The 15,446-nt window shown below is 50.0% G+C and carries 14 protein-coding genes; 3 read left to right on the plus strand and 11 right to left on the minus strand.

Annotated elements, in window-relative coordinates; translation table 11 throughout:
* A partial coding sequence (gene suhB, locus VIN66_RS12175; RefSeq protein WP_331924229.1) for an inositol-1-monophosphatase occupies positions 1 to 779 on the plus strand: 779 nt, incomplete at its 5' end.
* A gap of 306 nt (positions 780 to 1,085) precedes the next feature.
* On the opposite strand, the gene VIN66_RS12180 is transcribed toward suhB, so the two are convergent.
* The 8 genes from VIN66_RS12180 to VIN66_RS12215 form a co-directional block, all read right to left on the minus strand.
* Entirely contained in the window at positions 1,086 to 1,952 is an 867-nt protein-coding gene (locus VIN66_RS12180; RefSeq protein WP_331924230.1) for a TraB/GumN family protein, read from the minus strand.
* An 11-nt stretch (positions 1,953 to 1,963) separates the two neighbouring features.
* Complete coding sequence (locus VIN66_RS12185) at positions 1,964 to 2,341, minus strand: rhodanese-like domain-containing protein (protein WP_331924231.1); 378 nt, start codon at positions 2,339 to 2,341, stop codon at positions 1,964 to 1,966.
* Positions 2,342 to 2,423: 82 nt separating this feature from the next.
* Positions 2,424 to 3,371: a protein translocase subunit SecF gene (gene secF / locus VIN66_RS12190; RefSeq protein ID WP_331924232.1), complete on the minus strand. Its 948-nt coding sequence runs from the start codon at positions 3,369 to 3,371 to the stop codon at positions 2,424 to 2,426.
* Between the two features lie 10 nt (positions 3,372 to 3,381).
* Positions 3,382 to 5,235: a protein translocase subunit SecD gene (secD, locus tag VIN66_RS12195; RefSeq protein WP_331924233.1), complete on the minus strand. Its 1,854-nt coding sequence runs from the start codon at positions 5,233 to 5,235 to the stop codon at positions 3,382 to 3,384.
* 21 nt (positions 5,236 to 5,256) lie between these two features.
* Complete coding sequence (yajC, locus tag VIN66_RS12200) at positions 5,257 to 5,598, minus strand: preprotein translocase subunit YajC (protein WP_134057739.1); 342 nt, start codon at positions 5,596 to 5,598, stop codon at positions 5,257 to 5,259.
* Between the two features lie 20 nt (positions 5,599 to 5,618).
* Positions 5,619 to 6,761 (minus strand): tRNA guanosine(34) transglycosylase Tgt, encoded by a 1,143-nt coding sequence (gene tgt / locus VIN66_RS12205; RefSeq protein ID WP_331924234.1) that lies wholly within the window; start codon positions 6,759 to 6,761, stop codon positions 5,619 to 5,621.
* A 244-nt stretch (positions 6,762 to 7,005) separates the two neighbouring features.
* On the minus strand, positions 7,006 to 8,031 hold the full coding sequence (gene queA / locus VIN66_RS12210; protein WP_331924239.1) for a tRNA preQ1(34) S-adenosylmethionine ribosyltransferase-isomerase QueA: 1,026 nt from the start codon (positions 8,029 to 8,031) through the stop codon (positions 7,006 to 7,008).
* Positions 8,032 to 8,120: 89 nt separating this feature from the next.
* Positions 8,121 to 9,029, minus strand: a complete 909-nt coding sequence (locus VIN66_RS12215) for a LysR substrate-binding domain-containing protein (protein WP_331924235.1) — start codon at positions 9,027 to 9,029, stop codon at positions 8,121 to 8,123.
* A gap of 315 nt (positions 9,030 to 9,344) precedes the next feature.
* Between VIN66_RS12215 and VIN66_RS12220 the strand changes: the two genes are divergently transcribed.
* The gene (locus VIN66_RS12220) at positions 9,345 to 11,597 is read left to right on the plus strand and encodes a S8 family serine peptidase (RefSeq protein WP_331924236.1); all 2,253 of its coding nucleotides are present in this window, start codon (positions 9,345 to 9,347) and stop codon (positions 11,595 to 11,597) included.
* A gap of 61 nt (positions 11,598 to 11,658) precedes the next feature.
* On the opposite strand, the gene VIN66_RS12225 is transcribed toward VIN66_RS12220, so the two are convergent.
* The 3 genes from VIN66_RS12225 to phoU form a co-directional block, all read right to left on the minus strand.
* Positions 11,659 to 12,927 carry an inorganic phosphate transporter gene (locus VIN66_RS12225; protein WP_331924237.1) on the minus strand — a complete coding sequence of 423 codons (1,269 nt, stop codon included), beginning with the start codon at positions 12,925 to 12,927 and terminating at the stop codon, positions 11,659 to 11,661.
* 18 nt (positions 12,928 to 12,945) lie between these two features.
* A complete protein-coding gene (locus tag VIN66_RS12230; protein ID WP_134057749.1) occupies positions 12,946 to 13,623 on the minus strand; it encodes a TIGR00153 family protein in 678 nt (225 codons plus the stop codon).
* 152 nt (positions 13,624 to 13,775) lie between these two features.
* Positions 13,776 to 14,486 carry a phosphate signaling complex protein PhoU gene (phoU, locus tag VIN66_RS12235; protein ID WP_134057751.1) on the minus strand — a complete coding sequence of 237 codons (711 nt, stop codon included), beginning with the start codon at positions 14,484 to 14,486 and terminating at the stop codon, positions 13,776 to 13,778.
* 322 nt (positions 14,487 to 14,808) lie between these two features.
* On the opposite strand from phoU, the gene VIN66_RS12240 reads away from it, so the two are divergent.
* Positions 14,809 to 15,315 (plus strand): glycine cleavage system protein R, encoded by a 507-nt coding sequence (locus VIN66_RS12240; protein ID WP_331924238.1) that lies wholly within the window; start codon positions 14,809 to 14,811, stop codon positions 15,313 to 15,315.
* Positions 15,316 to 15,446: the final 131 nt, after the last annotated feature.

Here is a 15,446-nt window from a genome sequence, read left to right on the forward strand (position 1 = left end):
TTCGCGCTGCCCGTAGCGCGGGTAACGTGATCGCTCGTGCCTGTGGCCAGCTTGATATGGTTCAGAAACAACAGAAAGGCACTAACGACTTTGTCACCAACGTTGATAAAGAAGCTGAACAGGCGATCGTTCAGGTATTAAAAAAATCGTTCCCGACTCACGGTATTGTCGGCGAAGAGCATGGCGATTACGGCAACAACGACAGCGAGTTTCAATGGATCATTGACCCGCTGGACGGCACAACTAACTTCATTAAAGGCATTCCGCACTTTGCGGTGTCTATCGCATTAAAGCATCAGGGTAAGCTGGACCAGGCTGTGGTATTCGATCCGCTGCGCGGCGAGTTATTTACCGCTTCACGTGGCCGCGGAGCTCAGTTAAACGGCACCCGTATCCGCGTAAACAACCTGCCTGATATGGGCGGCACTATCCTGGCAACCGGTTTCCCGTTTAAAAATAAAACCCATCTTCCGGCACACAGCGCTATGCTGACTGGTTTGTTAGCAGAAGCGGCTGATATTCGCCGTACCGGTTCTGCTGCGTTAGATTTAGCCTATGTTGCTGCAGGACGTTTTGACGGTTTCTTCGAAATCGGTTTAAAGCCGTGGGATATTGCTGCAGGCGAACTGATTGTGCGTGAAGCTGGCGGCCTGGTGTGTGACTTTGTTGGCGGCAACAACCACCTACGCAGTGGTAACGTTGTGGCAGCGGCACCAAAAGTATTGGCCGGTATGTTAAAAGGCATTCGCCCACACTTGACAGAGTCGCTGTCTCGTTAAGTGGTGCAGTGAAACAGCATAGTCTGCAACGCCCGCTGTGTTCGCCACAGCAACTTGGATTTGCGCTGCAAATCGTCAGACACTCTGTGGCTGTGCATCGGGGTTCCAGACTACTTCAGCAGAACCTGTTTATTCTAAGCTAACCGTTGGAGCCCTAGATGGGCGAACAAATGTGTCAGGAACACATTTGAACATCGAAGATGGCCCTCGGGGTAAATTGCAGGAAGCAATTTATAAAACGAGCCCCCAGGGATGGGTTCACGGCGTGTTAGCGTGAGTAAACAGGTTCTAGCCACCGAACTATAGCTATAACTTAGTCACCTGATAGCCCTGCTGTTGCAGTAACTCCAGCACATTGCTGTCACCGGCCAGATGCAACGCCCCTACCAGTACCAGCTCCACCTCTTTCGTTGCCAGCATCTGCTTAAGCTGCGGTATCCAGTTCTGATTACGTTGCACCAACAACGCCTGATAAAACTGCTTGCCCTCCGCAGTGTCTGTAAAAGCCATTGCCAGCTCAGCCAATTCGTCGGTATTGCCGCTACGCCAGGCGCTGATGATTTGTTTTAGCTGCTTTTCCAGTTCAGATAACTGCGCCAGGTTCTGCTGCACAAACACATCCTCATTCGCCGCCGACACATTCAGTAAAATGCTGAGCTGCTGCTCAACTGTCTCCAGAAAATGCAGAGGCTTACTCTCAGCTACGGCTTTATTCAGGAAGTACATATCTACCCCCTCGCCTGCCATACCGGCTTTTTGCAAGGCAATCTGCATCAGCGTTAACAACACAAAGTCGGGTTTAAAGCCGTTAAGTGCTGTAAGATCGACGCCCTGTGCCGTAGCAAACTGCTGTAACTGCTGATAAGTTGCCGCAGACAATACCTGATTCAGTTTTCTGCCATCATTGTACATTGCATGCTGCATCAGCAACTGCATGCCCTGTGGCGTTTCCAGTTGTCTGACATCGGTTTCAAATACCAGCGCGTCGGCCTGCCGGTAGGCTTTGGCAAACTCGTCCGGTAGCGGAAACTGCTCCGGTGGTAGCAAATGCACGGTACCGGCAATGTATAACTGTTGTGCGCCTTTGCTGATGCGCCAGACCGAGCTGTCGGCATTAACTGCAGCAGCCCCGAATAGCGCCAAGATGCAGCCCAGTTGTAGCAAGTTTCGCATAAATTTCTCCGTCATTTTGCCGCCGGGACATCCAGTGGCAAGTTGCGCTCGCACCACTCCCGATAACCACCCGCCAGGCTGTAAACATTCTGGTAGCCCATTTGCTGCAGTGTCTGCGCCGACAGGGCTGAACGATATCCACCACCGCAGTACAGGACAATTTTCTGCTTTTTATCGGCTACCGTCTGTTCAATATCGCGCTCAATAATACCTTTGCCTAAGTGCATCGCCTCGGGCAGATGGCCTTTATTCCATTCGTGATCTTCGCGGATATCCAACAGCACATAAGGCTGATTGTGCTCTAAAAGCTCAGCTATGCTGATTTCTTTAATCTGGGCTTTGGCCTGTTCTACCAGAGCCAGAAAACCGGGGGCATGTTGTTTACTCATCTGTCACCACCTGTTGTTATGTCGCTGCGCATAAAAAAATGCCAGTCAGTGACTGGCATTTTTAGCATCTTTACCGCTGCGGTTACAGTAAAGCGTCGGTATTTTCACCTTCTTTCTCTACCGGAGGCGGTGGCAGCATATCTTCACGGCTGATACCGAGGATTTCTGCAATCGCACTTGCCACATAGATAGAAGAGTAAGTACCTATCGCAATACCAAACAGCAGTGCTGTGGCAAAACCGTGGATCAGCGCGCCGCCCATATAAAACAGCACCACCAATACCAATACCGTTGTTAATGAAGTAATAACAGTACGGTTTAAAGTAGAGGTAATGGCGTCGTTGATGGTGTCATCGACACTGGTATCGCGCAGCTTACGGAAGCTTTCACGAATACGGTCAAATACCACGATAGTATCGTTGATAGAGTAACCTATCAACGCCAGTATTGCCGCCAGTACAGTCAAATCGAACTCTAACTGCAACACAGAGAACAAACCCATGGTTAACACTACGTCGTGCGCTAACGAGGCTACCGCACCAACGGATAAGCGCCATTCAAACCGCATGGTGACATACAGCAGAATACCGATAAGTGCCACCAGCATCGCCAGGCCACCGTCTTCTTTTAGCTCTTCACCAACGCTTGGGCCAACAAACTCGATACGGCGCATGGTCACCGCTTCTGTTTGTGCGGCATTCAGCGCCTTAATGACACTGTCACCCAAGGTAGACTGATCTAAATCGGTTCTCAATGGTATGCGGATAAGCACATCACGGCTGGTACCAAACAGCTGAACGACTGCATCACCATAACCGGCTGCAGCCAGCGTTTGCCGCACGGCCGGTAAATCTGCCGGCTGGGCAAAGCCAACTTCGATAACAGTACCGCCGGTGAAATCCAGGCCCCAGTTAATACCTTTGGTAAAAAAGGATGCAAAAGAGCCCAAAATCAGCAGCGTTGATAACACGATTGCCGACCACTTTAACCGCATAAAGTTCAGTGGCTGCTTAAAGTTAAATACTTGCATGCCGTACTCCTTATATCGGCAGTGACTGCACGCGGCGGCCACCCCAGAATAAATTGACTAACAAGCGCGTACCTACCACGGCAGTGAAAATAGAGGTCAGAATACCTATTGCCAGTGTTACCGCGAAGCCTTTAACCGGGCCTGTACCGATACCGAACAGGATTAACGCCACCAGCAAAGTGGTGATGTTAGAGTCGGCAATGGTGGCAAACGCACGATCGTAACCGTGATGAATCGCTTGCTGTACAGAACGGCCTTCGGCAAGTTCTTCCCGGATCCGTTCAAATATCAGTACGTTAGCATCAACTGCCATACCAACGGTTAATACAATACCGGCCATACCCGGTAAAGTCAGTGTTGCGCCCGGGATCATCGACATCACACCAACAATCAGCACCAGGTTAGCTACCAGCGCCAGATTGGCTACCAGACCGAAGGCTTTATAGTAAATAACCATAAAGATCAGTACTGCTACCATACCCCACTGAATCGCAGTAACACCCAGTTCAATGTTCTCTTTACCCAGGCTTGGGCCTATGGTGCGCTCTTCAATAATCTGAATGGGCGCAATCAAAGCACCGGCACGTAATAAGGTTGCCAGATTCTGTGCTTCGCCCGGAGAGCTGATACCGGTAATGCGGAAATCGCGGCCCAGACGCGCCTGAATAGTGGCGTCGTTAATCACTTCCTGCTGTTTAACCAGCACCGGGTTACCGTCGGCACCAATTTCAGTACCGGGTTTATATTCGATAAACACTGACGCCATGCGCCGGCCGATGCTGTCACGCGTTGCCGCTGACAGCATATTGCCGCCTTTAGCATCGAGTTTAATGCTAACCTGAGGCCGGCTGTATTCGTCATACGCTGAGCTAGCGCCAGTAATATGCTCACCGGTTAACATGATGCGTTTTTCCAGCAACAGCGGACGGCCATCGCGGGTGTAATACAACTCTGCATTAGGTGGTACGCGGCCTTCCAGCGCGGCAGCCAGGTCACCTTCTTCATCTACCAGACGGAATTCCAGCGATGCCGTAGCACCCAGGATTTCTTTGGCCTGAGCTGTATCCTGTACGCCTGGCAGTTGTACCACGATGCGATCAGCCCCCTGACGTTGTACCAGTGGCTCGGCAACACCAATTTCATTTACCCGGTTACGGATAATGGTGATGTTTTGCTCTAATGCATATTCGCGGATTTCTTTTAAGCGGATTTCGCTGATGCTAACCAGCACTGTCAGCTCGTCAGCGCCTGGCGTAAACACCAGTTCGCGGTCACGTTTTTTCAGCGCGGCTTCGGCGGCGGCAACATCTTCCACACTGCGCAGGCTCAGCTGCACCTGACCGTTGGCTAAGTCGGCCTGTACAGTACGGTAACGGATTTTCTCTTCACGCAGATCAGTGCGGAATGTCTGCACCATGTCGTTCAGATTTTTATCCAATGCCGCTTTCATGTCGACAGCCATCAGAAAATGCACACCACCACGTAAATCCAGGCCCAGTTTCATCGGCGAAGCACCGATGCTGGTTAACCAGTCGGGTGTAGCGGGCGCCAGGTTAAGCGCGGTAATAAAGTTACTGCCCAGTAACTGGCTGGCCACTTCACGGGCCTGCAGCTGATCTTCAGTGCTGTTAAAACGGGCCAGTACCTGGCCGTTGTCCAGCTCTACCGCTTTAGTCGCAATACCGGCATCAGCAAAGCCCTGCTCAATCTGAGCACGAATGTCTTCCGATACAGTACCACCGCGGGTGGCGCTGATATTCAGCGCCGGATCTTCCGGGTATAAGTTTGGCAGCGCATACACCAGTGCCAGCAACAGCATGCCGACAACCACCAGGTAGCGCCAAACGGGGTTTTGATTTAACACCTGTTTATCCTTCAGTGTGGCTTACAGTGACTTCAGCGTGCCTTTTGGCAGAACCGCGCTGATAGCTGCTTTTTGCACTGTCACTTCAGTGCTGTCGTTCAGAGCAATGACAACATAGTCTTTGTCATCTGCAATTTTACTGATGCGGCCAACCAACCCACCCTGCGTTAACACTTCGTCGCCTTTTGCCAGCGCAGACATCAGGTTACGGTGATCTTTAACACGTTTAGCCTGTGGACGATAAATCAGGAAGTAAAAGATCAGACCAAACGCCACCAGCATGATGATAAGGTCCCAGCCGCCACCTTGTGGCTGGCCTGCTGGTGCAGCTTGTGCATAAGCATTGCTGATAAATAAACTCATAAGTGTCCCCTTAATTGTGATTAATTGTGTTCTTTCTTAGTATCAACCGCGTCCAATGCCGGCACCGGCAGGCCACGCTTGGTGTAAAACTGTGCGACAAACTCATCCAAAGTACCAGCGGCTATCGCGCTGCGCAATCCTTGCATCAGTTTCTGATAATGATGCAGGTTATGCACGGTATTTAACCTGGCGCCCTGGATCTCGTTGCAGCGATCCAGATGGTGTAGATATGCGCGGGAATAATTTTTACAAGTGTAACAGTCGCATTCTGCGTCCAGCGGGCCAATATCGTCTTTGTATTTGGCATTGCGGATTTTTACCACACCAGTGCTGACAAACAAATGACCATTGCGGGCATTACGGGTTGGCATTACGCAGTCAAACATATCTATGCCACGGCGCACCGCTTCAACAATATCTTCCGGCTTTCCCACCCCCATTAAATAGCGCGGCTTATTCGCCGGCATTTTGTCGGTAGTGTGGTTAAGGATGCGAATCATATCTTCTTTTGGCTCGCCTACTGATAAACCACCAATGGCATAACCATCAAAGCCGATGTCTTCCAGCCCGTTTAACGACACATCGCGCAGGTTCGGGTACATACCACCCTGAATAATACCAAACAGTGCCGCCGGATTATCGCCATGCGCATCTTTACTGCGTTTGGCCCAGCGCAGTGACATTTCCATCGACTTTTTAGCCTGCTGCTCAGTTGCCGGGTACGGCGTACATTCATCGAAAATCATCACGATGTCCGAGCCCAGATCACGTTGCACTTCCATCGAACGCTCTGGCGTCAACATAATGCGCTCGCCATTTAATGGTGAACGGAATTTGACGCCCTCTTCGGTAATTTTACGCAGCTCACCGAGGCTAAATACCTGGAAGCCACCAGAGTCGGTCAGGATAGGTTTATGCCAGTGCATAAAATCGTGCAGATCGCCGTGTTTTTTAACAATCTCAGTGCCCGGGCGCAGCATTAAGTGGAAGGTATTACCCAAACAAATCTGCGCACCGGTTGCTTCCAACTCTTCCGGCGTCATGCCTTTAACGGTGCCATAAGTGCCTACCGGCATAAAAGCAGGCGTTTCCACCACGCCACGCTCAAAGATCAGCCGGCCACGGCGGGCCTTGCCATCTGTAGTATCTAATTCAAATTTCATTGTTATCCTCATACGCCAGAGAAACAGTCCGGCTTTTTTGCGCCGCGATTATAGCAGCTAAATCCCGATAAACTAAGCAATAGCGCAGCCTTCAGGACGATACTGTTAAGTATAAGGCTATGGCAGGGTGTTCTTATGCAGCAGCGGCAGGGATGCCGCGGAGGCTGAGACAGCACAGGGATGTGCTGTCGAAGGCGGCGAAATAAGAATTTCCCTGCCGTAGGCCCTACACCTCGATTACCCCCTAACGGATAAACATCGCATCGCCATAAGAGTAAAAACGGTATTGCTCGGCAATAGCTGTTTCGTAGGCGTTCATTACATGTTCGCGACTGCTAAACGCCGATACCAGCATAATCAGTGTTGATTCGGGTAAATGAAAGTTAGTGATCAACGCATCAATCACCTTAAACTGATAGCCCGGGTAGATAAAAATTTGCGTATCGCCGTTGTAAGCGATCAATTTACCACCACCCTGCTGTGCGGCCGACTCCAGCGAACGCACTGAGGTAGTTCCTACAGCGACAACCCGTCCGCCACGGGCTTTGCAGGCCGCGATTGCATCTACCACCTGCTCTGACACCTCGATATACTCGGCGTGCATTTTGTGCTCCAGCACATTATCAACCCGTACCGGCTGAAAGGTGCCGGCACCGACATGCAGCGTAACATAAGCAAACTCAACCCCTTTGGCGTTGAGTTTATCCAGCAGTGGCTGATCAAAATGCAGCCCCGCAGTAGGTGCTGCTACTGCGCCTGGCTTTTCGTTATACACGGTCTGATAACGGGCTTTGTCTTCTTCGGTGTCCGGCCGGTCGATGTAAGGCGGCAAAGGCATATGGCCTAAGCGTTCCAGCATGTCCAGCACGGGCTCTTCGCTTGTCACTTCCAGCTCAAACAGTTCGTCATGGCGCTGATTCATCGTGACCCTGGCTGAACCTTCCAGTAATAACTCGGTACCCGGTTTGGGCGCTTTGCTGGCCCGCACATGCGCTAAAAAGCGTTTGTTATCCAACATCCGTTCAACCAGTACTTCGACTTTACCGCCAGAGGCTTTCTGGCCGAATAGCCGTGCCGGTATCACTTTGGTATTGTTAAAGACCAGCAGATCACCGTTTTGCAGGAAGTCGGCTAAGTCTTTGAAAATATGGTGGCTTAATTCGCCGCTGTTTTTATCCATCGCCAGCAGGCGGCTGGATGAGCGTTCAGTTTTAGGAAAACGGGCAATAAGCTGCTCAGGCAGCTCAAATGAAAAGTCTTTGACTTGCATACTTTTTGCAGACATAGGGGTTCCTTGGCTTTACCGACCAGAGGGCACGGCTGTATAAAAACAGCCGGCATTTTAGCAGAACGCAGTTGTTATTTGCACTTTTGTGCCAGCACCTGGGCAATCAAATCTGCCATTAAACGATAGCTGTGCGCTTTGGTTGAGGTAGGCCGCCAGGCCACACCGATATCACGATATGCAGCGGCTGTACCCGGCGACTGGGTAATCAGTTCAGTGCCATCGAGCAGGCCACTGTTAATCGCCATCTTCGGCATAAAGGTAACGCCAAGTTTGTTGTTTACCATCTGCGTTAAGGTATGCAGGCTGGTGGCAAAAAACGGGTTCACTTTGCGGCTGTCTTCCAGCTCACAGGCTTTTACTGCGTGATTGGTTAAACAATGCTCGCGCTCAAGTAAAAAGATACTTTCATCCGGCCATTGACTGATGTCCTGATTAAAGCCTCTGTCCAGCCAGTCTTTATGCAGCACCAGTTTAAAACCATCCTGTGCCAGCACTTCAGTGTGAAAAGCACCGGTTTCATAAGGCAACGCCAGCAACACCATATCCAGCCGGCCTTCAGCCAGTGCATGCAATGAATTGTCCGAGGTATCTTCACGCAGCAATAACTGCAGCTCCGGATAACGCTCACGGCACAGTGCCATAACTTCTGACAGCACAAAAGGCGCTATCGTCGGGATACAGCCTAACCGAAACGGCCCGGCCATGGGTTTACCCTGGCATTTGGCAAAATCAGTCAGCTCTTCACATTGTTCAATAATGTAACGCGCCTGGCGCACCACATCCTCACCCAACGGGGTAAAAATAAAGGTTTTATGATCACGCTCCAGCAACTGCGTGTTCATGGTTTCTTCCAGATTAGCGATAGCAGCACTGAGTGTGGACTGGCCGATATAACAGGCTTCTGCTGCCCGGCCAAAATGCTGGTGCTCGTGCAGTGCCAGCAAATATTGCAACTGTTTAATACTTGGCAAGCGCTTCATTGTAATTTCCGATTAAAAATTGCATTTATTGTTCATATAAATGCTTAAACTGTACGCCTGATACCCCTGCTATGCAAGCTTTTACGCCAGCGCCACACAGCATACGTCATTTATCATATGCAGCAGCTTACAATATCAAACATTTGTAAAATATTTGTTTGTTATATATTTTAATTTGCTATAGCGTATTTAGCAGGCTGTATTAATAAAATGGATGCAGCCCGACAATCCATCGCCTCCCGTTTGCGAGTTACGCTGTCCGCGTTGTACCGGGTAACGCAAAGTACAATGATAACAATCACCTGGAGGGTGAACATGTCCAGAACACCTCATATTTTGCTGGCAGGGGTCAGCTTACTGGCAGCCAGTATCAGCAACGCGACAGCTGCAGCACCGGATAGTATCAAACAGGCGGCAGAGCAAGCGGCAGCAGGCCGCTACATTATTAAATATAAATCAGCGCCAGAGCAGTCAACGCAGCGCGCTGATGGCAAAACTAAACAAAACCTGATTTTACAGCAGCTACAAACCAGCAGTGCGTTACTGCAACAACAAGGCGCGCGGATACACCATGTATTAGCGGCCCGTAATGCTATCGCGGCCCAGCTTGATGCCAAAGCCCTGCAGCAGGTCAAAGCTGATCCGGCTGTCGAGTATGTAGAGGCCGACTTACCGCGTTACCCTATGATGCAACAGCAGCCTTATGGTTATGCGCTGGTACAGGCCGACCTGGTTAGTGACCAGTTTGCATCAAATCAGACTGTTTGTGTTATCGACTCTGGCCTTGGCTTACCACATGAAGACTTTAACGATGCGAATATCACTGGCAGCAATGATATTGGTACCGGCAACTGGTTTGACGCCGGCGGAGCCCATGGCACCCATGTCGCCGGCACGATCGCAGCACTAAATAATGACGTCGGTGTGGTGGGTGTGCTGCCAAGTGGCGGTCTGAAACTGCACATAATTAAGGTATTCAACGACGACGGTTGGGGCTATTCATCCACGCTGGCACATGCAGTGGACACCTGCGTAGAGAACGGTGCTTCGGTCATTAATATGAGCCTTGGCGGCGCCGGGTCCAATACCACCGAGAGTAACGCCATGCAGGCGGCGTATGATGCCAACGTATTGCTGATCGCTGCAGCAGGTAATGATGGCAATACCGCCCTGTCTTATCCGGCATCTTATGATTCGGTAGTGTCGGTAGCAGCTGTAGATGACAGTAAAACCCATGCTGACTTTTCACAGCGTAACAGCCAGGTAGAACTGGCAGGCCCGGGCGTAGCAGTGTTGAGCGCCTACCCGACAGGGACCGGCCTGGACACGGGGTTAACGATTGGCACTAATACCTATAGCACTAATCCGCTGGAAGGTTCAGCCATGGCTAACTTCACTGCCGAGCTTGCCAGTTGTGGCCTGGGCACAACTACCTGTACTGACGTTACTGACAAAATATGCCTGCTTGAGCGCGGTGAAGTACCGTTTTCACAGAAAGTGGAATCTTGTCAGGCGGGCGGCGGCATCGGCGCTGTAATTTACAACAACGAGCCGGGCAATTTCAGCGGCACGCTGGGCGATAACCCAACCACCAGCATAATAGCGTTAAGTGTGTCACAGGAAGATGGCCAGCTATTGCTTGGGGAACTCGGCAACGAGGCCAATATCGTGGCAGAACCGTCTAACTATGGCCTGATGGACGGCACCTCGATGGCATCACCACATGTAGCAGGTGTTGCTGCACTGGTATGGAGCCACTACCCTGACTGCACCAATGCGCAGATCCGCAGTGCGCTTGGTGTTACAGCGGAAGATTTAGGCAATGCCGGCCGCGATACGTCATACGGCTACGGCCTGGTGCAGGCGAAAGCTGCGGTGGATTATCTGGCCGAATTTGGCTGTGAAGGCGATGATATAGAGCCACCACCACCGCCGGTAACCACAGAGCTGGTTAATGGGGAAACCGTATCTGATATTTCAGCCGGTGCCGGTGAAGAACTGTTATATAGCCTGGCGGTGCCACAAGGAGCGACTGATTTATCTTTTGTCATGGCAGGTGGCACAGGTGATGCCGATATGTATGTTAAGTTTGGCAGTGAGCCAACTGCATCAGACTGGGACTGCCGGCCATACGAATTTGGCAATAACGAGAGCTGTGCAGTCGACCCGGCGCAAGCGGGTATCTATTACGTCAAGTTAATTGGTTACAGCGACTTTGCCGGGGTCAGCCTGACCGGTAGCTTCACCGGCGCAGATTTACCCGATGGCGGTGGCGAAACTATTACAGACATCGATGTTAGCCGTCGTAGCTGGCAGCACTATACGCTGGAAGTACCAGAAGGCATGGCGCAACTGTCAGTAGAGATCAGTGGTGGCCGGGGCGATGCTGACTTATACGTTAAATATGGCAGCCAGCCAACCAGCGGCAGTTACGACTGTAGGCCGAATAAAAATGGTAATAGCGAAACCTGTGTTATCAACGCACCGCAGGCCGGTGTGTGGCATATATCGGTATATGCTTACAGGGCCGTAACCGGTTTAACCCTGGTTAGTGAATACCAGCCTTAACATTTAAACATACAAAAAAGCCCTCAGAGTGAGGGCTTTTTCATAAGTTTCAGGCAGTTATTCAGATACTGAATATGCTTTTCAGAATAAAGAAAAACACAATCGCCAGACCTGCTCCCACAGGTAATGTAATCACCCACGAGATGAAGATGTTACGCACTACGCCCAAGTTAAGTGCAGCTATACCACGGGCTAACCCGACACCTAACACAGCACCCACTAAGGTTTGCGTGGTTGAAATTGGTAAACCGGTACCTGAAGCAATAACAACAGTAGAAGCGGCCGACAACTCAGCAGCAAAACCACGGCTAGGCGTTAAATGCGTAATGGCAGTACCGACTGTCTTAATTACGCGCGCGCCCAGCGTTGCCAAACCAATAACAATGCCAATAGCACCAAGCGGTAAAATCCACCAGGCTAATTGTGCTTTACCTGCTACTTCACCGCCAGAGCTGACCACACTCACCACTGCCGCCAACGGGCCTATAGCATTAGCAACGTCGTTCGAACCATGCGCAAATGCCATACAACAGGCAGTAGTGATCATCAGCACACCGAAAATACGCTCAACATTGTTAAACTGCATCTTCTTATCAGCGGCCGGGTCAAACTTCAGTTTACTGATCACCACTTTACCAATAACACCCACCACAGCAGCCAAGGCCAGAGAAATGTAATAGCCTTCAGCTGTACTGATATGCAAACCGATATGTTTAAGGCCTTTTTGCACTGTAACCAGCGTCATAATAAAGGCGGCAAACGCCATATAGAAAGGCACATATTTTTTCGCGTTGGCCAGTGGATTATCGGTATCAAAAATCAGCCGCTGAGCACTCATAAAGAACATATACGCCAGCACACCGGCCAGCATTGGCGTCACTACCCAGCTGCCGACGATACCGCCGACTTTATCCCAGTGTACCGCGTCGACACCTACGCCTACGGCAGCAAAACCGATAATAGCGCCGACAATAGAGTGTGTGGTCGATACCGGCCAGCCAAAATACGACGCCACGATAAGCCAGCTTGCCGCAGCCAGTAACGCCGCGATCATGCCGTACGCCATCAGCTCGGGGGTATCAACGAAAAATGAGGCATCCGTAATACCACCACGGATAGTCGATGTTACTGAACCGCCTGCCAGATAAGCACCGGCAAACTCAAAAATAGCAGCAATGAAAATTGCCTGTTTAATCGTCAGTGCTTTAGAGCCGACTGAGGTACCCATCGCGTTGGCAACATCGTTTGCCCCGACACCGTAGGCCATGAAAAAGCCAAACACGGCCGCGATAATCACCAGGATCAGACCATATGACTGTATAATATCCATCAGGAAAACCTTTTAAAATTAACGAGCTAACATAATCTCAAGACGCGAACCAACCTTCAGCGCCACGTCGGCTAAATCACCAACCCACTCCAGAGTGCGATATAGGAACATCACATCGATAGGGTTTAGTTCCTGCTCAGCCAGACGCAGAGCTTTACGCAGTTTAATCTGCATATCGTCGGTATCACCTTCGATCATATCCAGCTGTTCAACCATCTTGATCACCAGATCAACTTCACGGCCACGAAAGCCAGTCTCCAGTAACTCGTCCAGTTCGTTAATCACCTCACTGGCCAGTTTAGTCGCATCAATACAGCGTTGAACGTAAGCTTTAAAGCCTTCTTGCAGGCTGACAGGGATTAACAGTTCACGGCCTAGCACCCGGCCGGTAATGTCTTTGGTTTTGTTGGCAATTTTGTCCTGTTGTGAGACCAGTTCCAGAATGTCTGTACGGTCTACCGGTAAAAACAGGCCGCGCGGCAGGTTAATGCGGATTTCGCGCTTTAATTTGTCGGCTTCCTTTTCCAACGTCACGATGTTTTTGCGTACGTCCGCAGCAAGTTGCCAGTTTTGCTGATATACAGCATCGAAAAACGGCAGCAACAATTCGCTTGCCTGATGCACCTTGCGGATATGTTCCTCTATCGGCTTAATCGGTGATTTGGCAAACACGGATAAAAAAGTACTAGCTGGCATAGCCTGGCCTCGTTAGTTGGTTTGACTGTAGTCGGCGCGCATTGTAGCGGCATTCATAGCGCAAGAAAAACGAAAAATGAATGCAGAATGAAAACGCCCTGAACTGAAGTCTAGTCAGGGCGTATCGGATGTACAGTAAAAATACTGGAAAATCAGCTACGTGCTTCTTGCTCCAGTTTCTCGGCGCTGCTGTGGCGCACGACCTTACCTTTAACAAAAAAGATGATGTATTCGGCCAGATTTTTACAACGATCACCGATGCGTTCCAATGAACGGGCTGACCATAGTACATTCATGATTTTGGGGATTGAGCGCGGATCTTCAATCATATAGGTCATCAACTGACGGGTAATGGCTTCGTATTCGCGGTCAACTTTCTTATCTTCTTTATGCACCAGTAAAGCCGTTTCAATATCCATACGGGCGAAGGCGTCAAGTACGTCATGCAACATCTGGCCAACGTGGTGGCCAAGATTATCCAGATTGACCAGTAAATCCTGCTGTTCACTGTTAAACGACTCCAGCGCAACCCTGGCGATACGGCGGGTTTCATCGCCGATACGCTCTAAATCAGCAATCGTTTTCATAATCGCCATGATAAGGCGTAAATCACTGGCGGCAGGCTGGCGCTTAACAATGATACTGGTGCATTCACGGTCTATCTGCAGCTCCCAGTCGTTTACTTTTAAATCAGTGTCGATCACCTTCTGCGCCAGCTCAGCATCTGCAGTCGCTATCGCCGCCAATGCATTATTCAGTTGTTGCTCAATCAGTCCGCCCATGGCCATAACATGGTTGCGAACCTCATCAATTTCTTCATTGAAGGAGCTGGAAATATGTTTGGTTAAATTGAGCTTATCCACTGCGCTCTCCATTAGTGTGAATACTCTGCCAGCCTCGACAGCCAGCGACTGCTTATGCGCTCAGTATAGGCAGAAAGCGACCGGCTGTGCCAGTAAAGTGGCAGCGGTTAAAAGTTAATTTTTCTTGTCTTGCTGCGATTGCACTTCATCAATGTATAAAAACCGGACAAACGCTAAATCACTAAATTTACATATATTGTTGGCAATACATTTAAAAATGTAACGTCTGCGGCTACACTCTGTTGGCGCCAGCAGTTTTGTATGTCTTATTGGGGAATGTAACAATCACAATGATTGTTAAGGTATGACAGGAAAATATTGAATGAAGCAGTTAGTACTTACAATAATAGGTAAAGATAAAGCTGGTTTAGTCGAGAAACTGGCTACCGTTGTCAGCACACATAATGGTAACTGGATGGCCAGTAATTTAAGCCATTTGGCAGGCTATTTTGCCGGCATTCTGCAGATAGAAGTAGCAGAGCAGGACTTGCCAGCCCTGACCAGTGCGTTAGAACAAATTACAGAGCTGGATATCCGCATTCAGCACGGCATGTCAAGCAGCCTGAATGAACAGCAACATCTGAAGTTTGTCATTACCGGTAATGACAGGCCAGGTATAGTACGTGAGCTTTCTTCGGTGATTAAACATAAAGGCACCAACATAGTACACTTTGAAAGCAGTAAACAAAGCGCACCTAACTGGGGTGTCCCTTTATTTAATGCGGTCGCTACTGTTGAATTACCCTCAACCGTTAGCCGAGATGAAGTCGTAAAAGCACTGGAAGCTATCGCTACTGATATTGTTGTCGATATAGAAACTGATATCTGAACTCTTTTTGCAGCCGGTTCGCGGCTGCATTCATCTTGCTGTCATAAAAATGCCATAGAGTAACCCCAGTTGTAGTCAGGGAGCTGGATCATGGAACACACCGACGCCGCAAGTGGCACAGAATTTCCTCT

The sequence above is a fragment of the Rheinheimera sp. genome, from assembly GCF_036568245.1.
In the GTDB taxonomy this organism is placed as follows: domain Bacteria; phylum Pseudomonadota; class Gammaproteobacteria; order Enterobacterales; family Alteromonadaceae; genus Alishewanella.

Coding starts and splice junctions, on each gene's coding strand:
- VIN66_RS12220 (WP_331924236.1), top strand. CDS start 9,345: ATGTCCAGAACACCTCATATTTTGCTGGCAGGGGTCAGCTTACTGGCA.
- VIN66_RS12185 (WP_331924231.1), bottom strand. CDS start 2,341: ATGAGTAAACAACATGCCCCCGGTTTTCTGGCTCTGGTAGAACAGGCC.
- VIN66_RS12230 (WP_134057749.1), bottom strand. CDS start 13,623: ATGCCAGCTAGTACTTTTTTATCCGTGTTTGCCAAATCACCGATTAAG.
- secF (WP_331924232.1), bottom strand. CDS start 3,371: ATGCAAGTATTTAACTTTAAGCAGCCACTGAACTTTATGCGGTTAAAG.
- tgt (WP_331924234.1), bottom strand. CDS start 6,761: ATGAAATTTGAATTAGATACTACAGATGGCAAGGCCCGCCGTGGCCGG.
- VIN66_RS12240 (WP_331924238.1), top strand. CDS start 14,809: ATGAAGCAGTTAGTACTTACAATAATAGGTAAAGATAAAGCTGGTTTA.
- VIN66_RS12215 (WP_331924235.1), bottom strand. CDS start 9,029: ATGAAGCGCTTGCCAAGTATTAAACAGTTGCAATATTTGCTGGCACTG.
- yajC (WP_134057739.1), bottom strand. CDS start 5,598: ATGAGTTTATTTATCAGCAATGCTTATGCACAAGCTGCACCAGCAGGC.
- VIN66_RS12180 (WP_331924230.1), bottom strand. CDS start 1,952: ATGCGAAACTTGCTACAACTGGGCTGCATCTTGGCGCTATTCGGGGCT.
- VIN66_RS12225 (WP_331924237.1), bottom strand. CDS start 12,927: ATGGATATTATACAGTCATATGGTCTGATCCTGGTGATTATCGCGGCC.
- queA (WP_331924239.1), bottom strand. CDS start 8,031: ATGCAAGTCAAAGACTTTTCATTTGAGCTGCCTGAGCAGCTTATTGCC.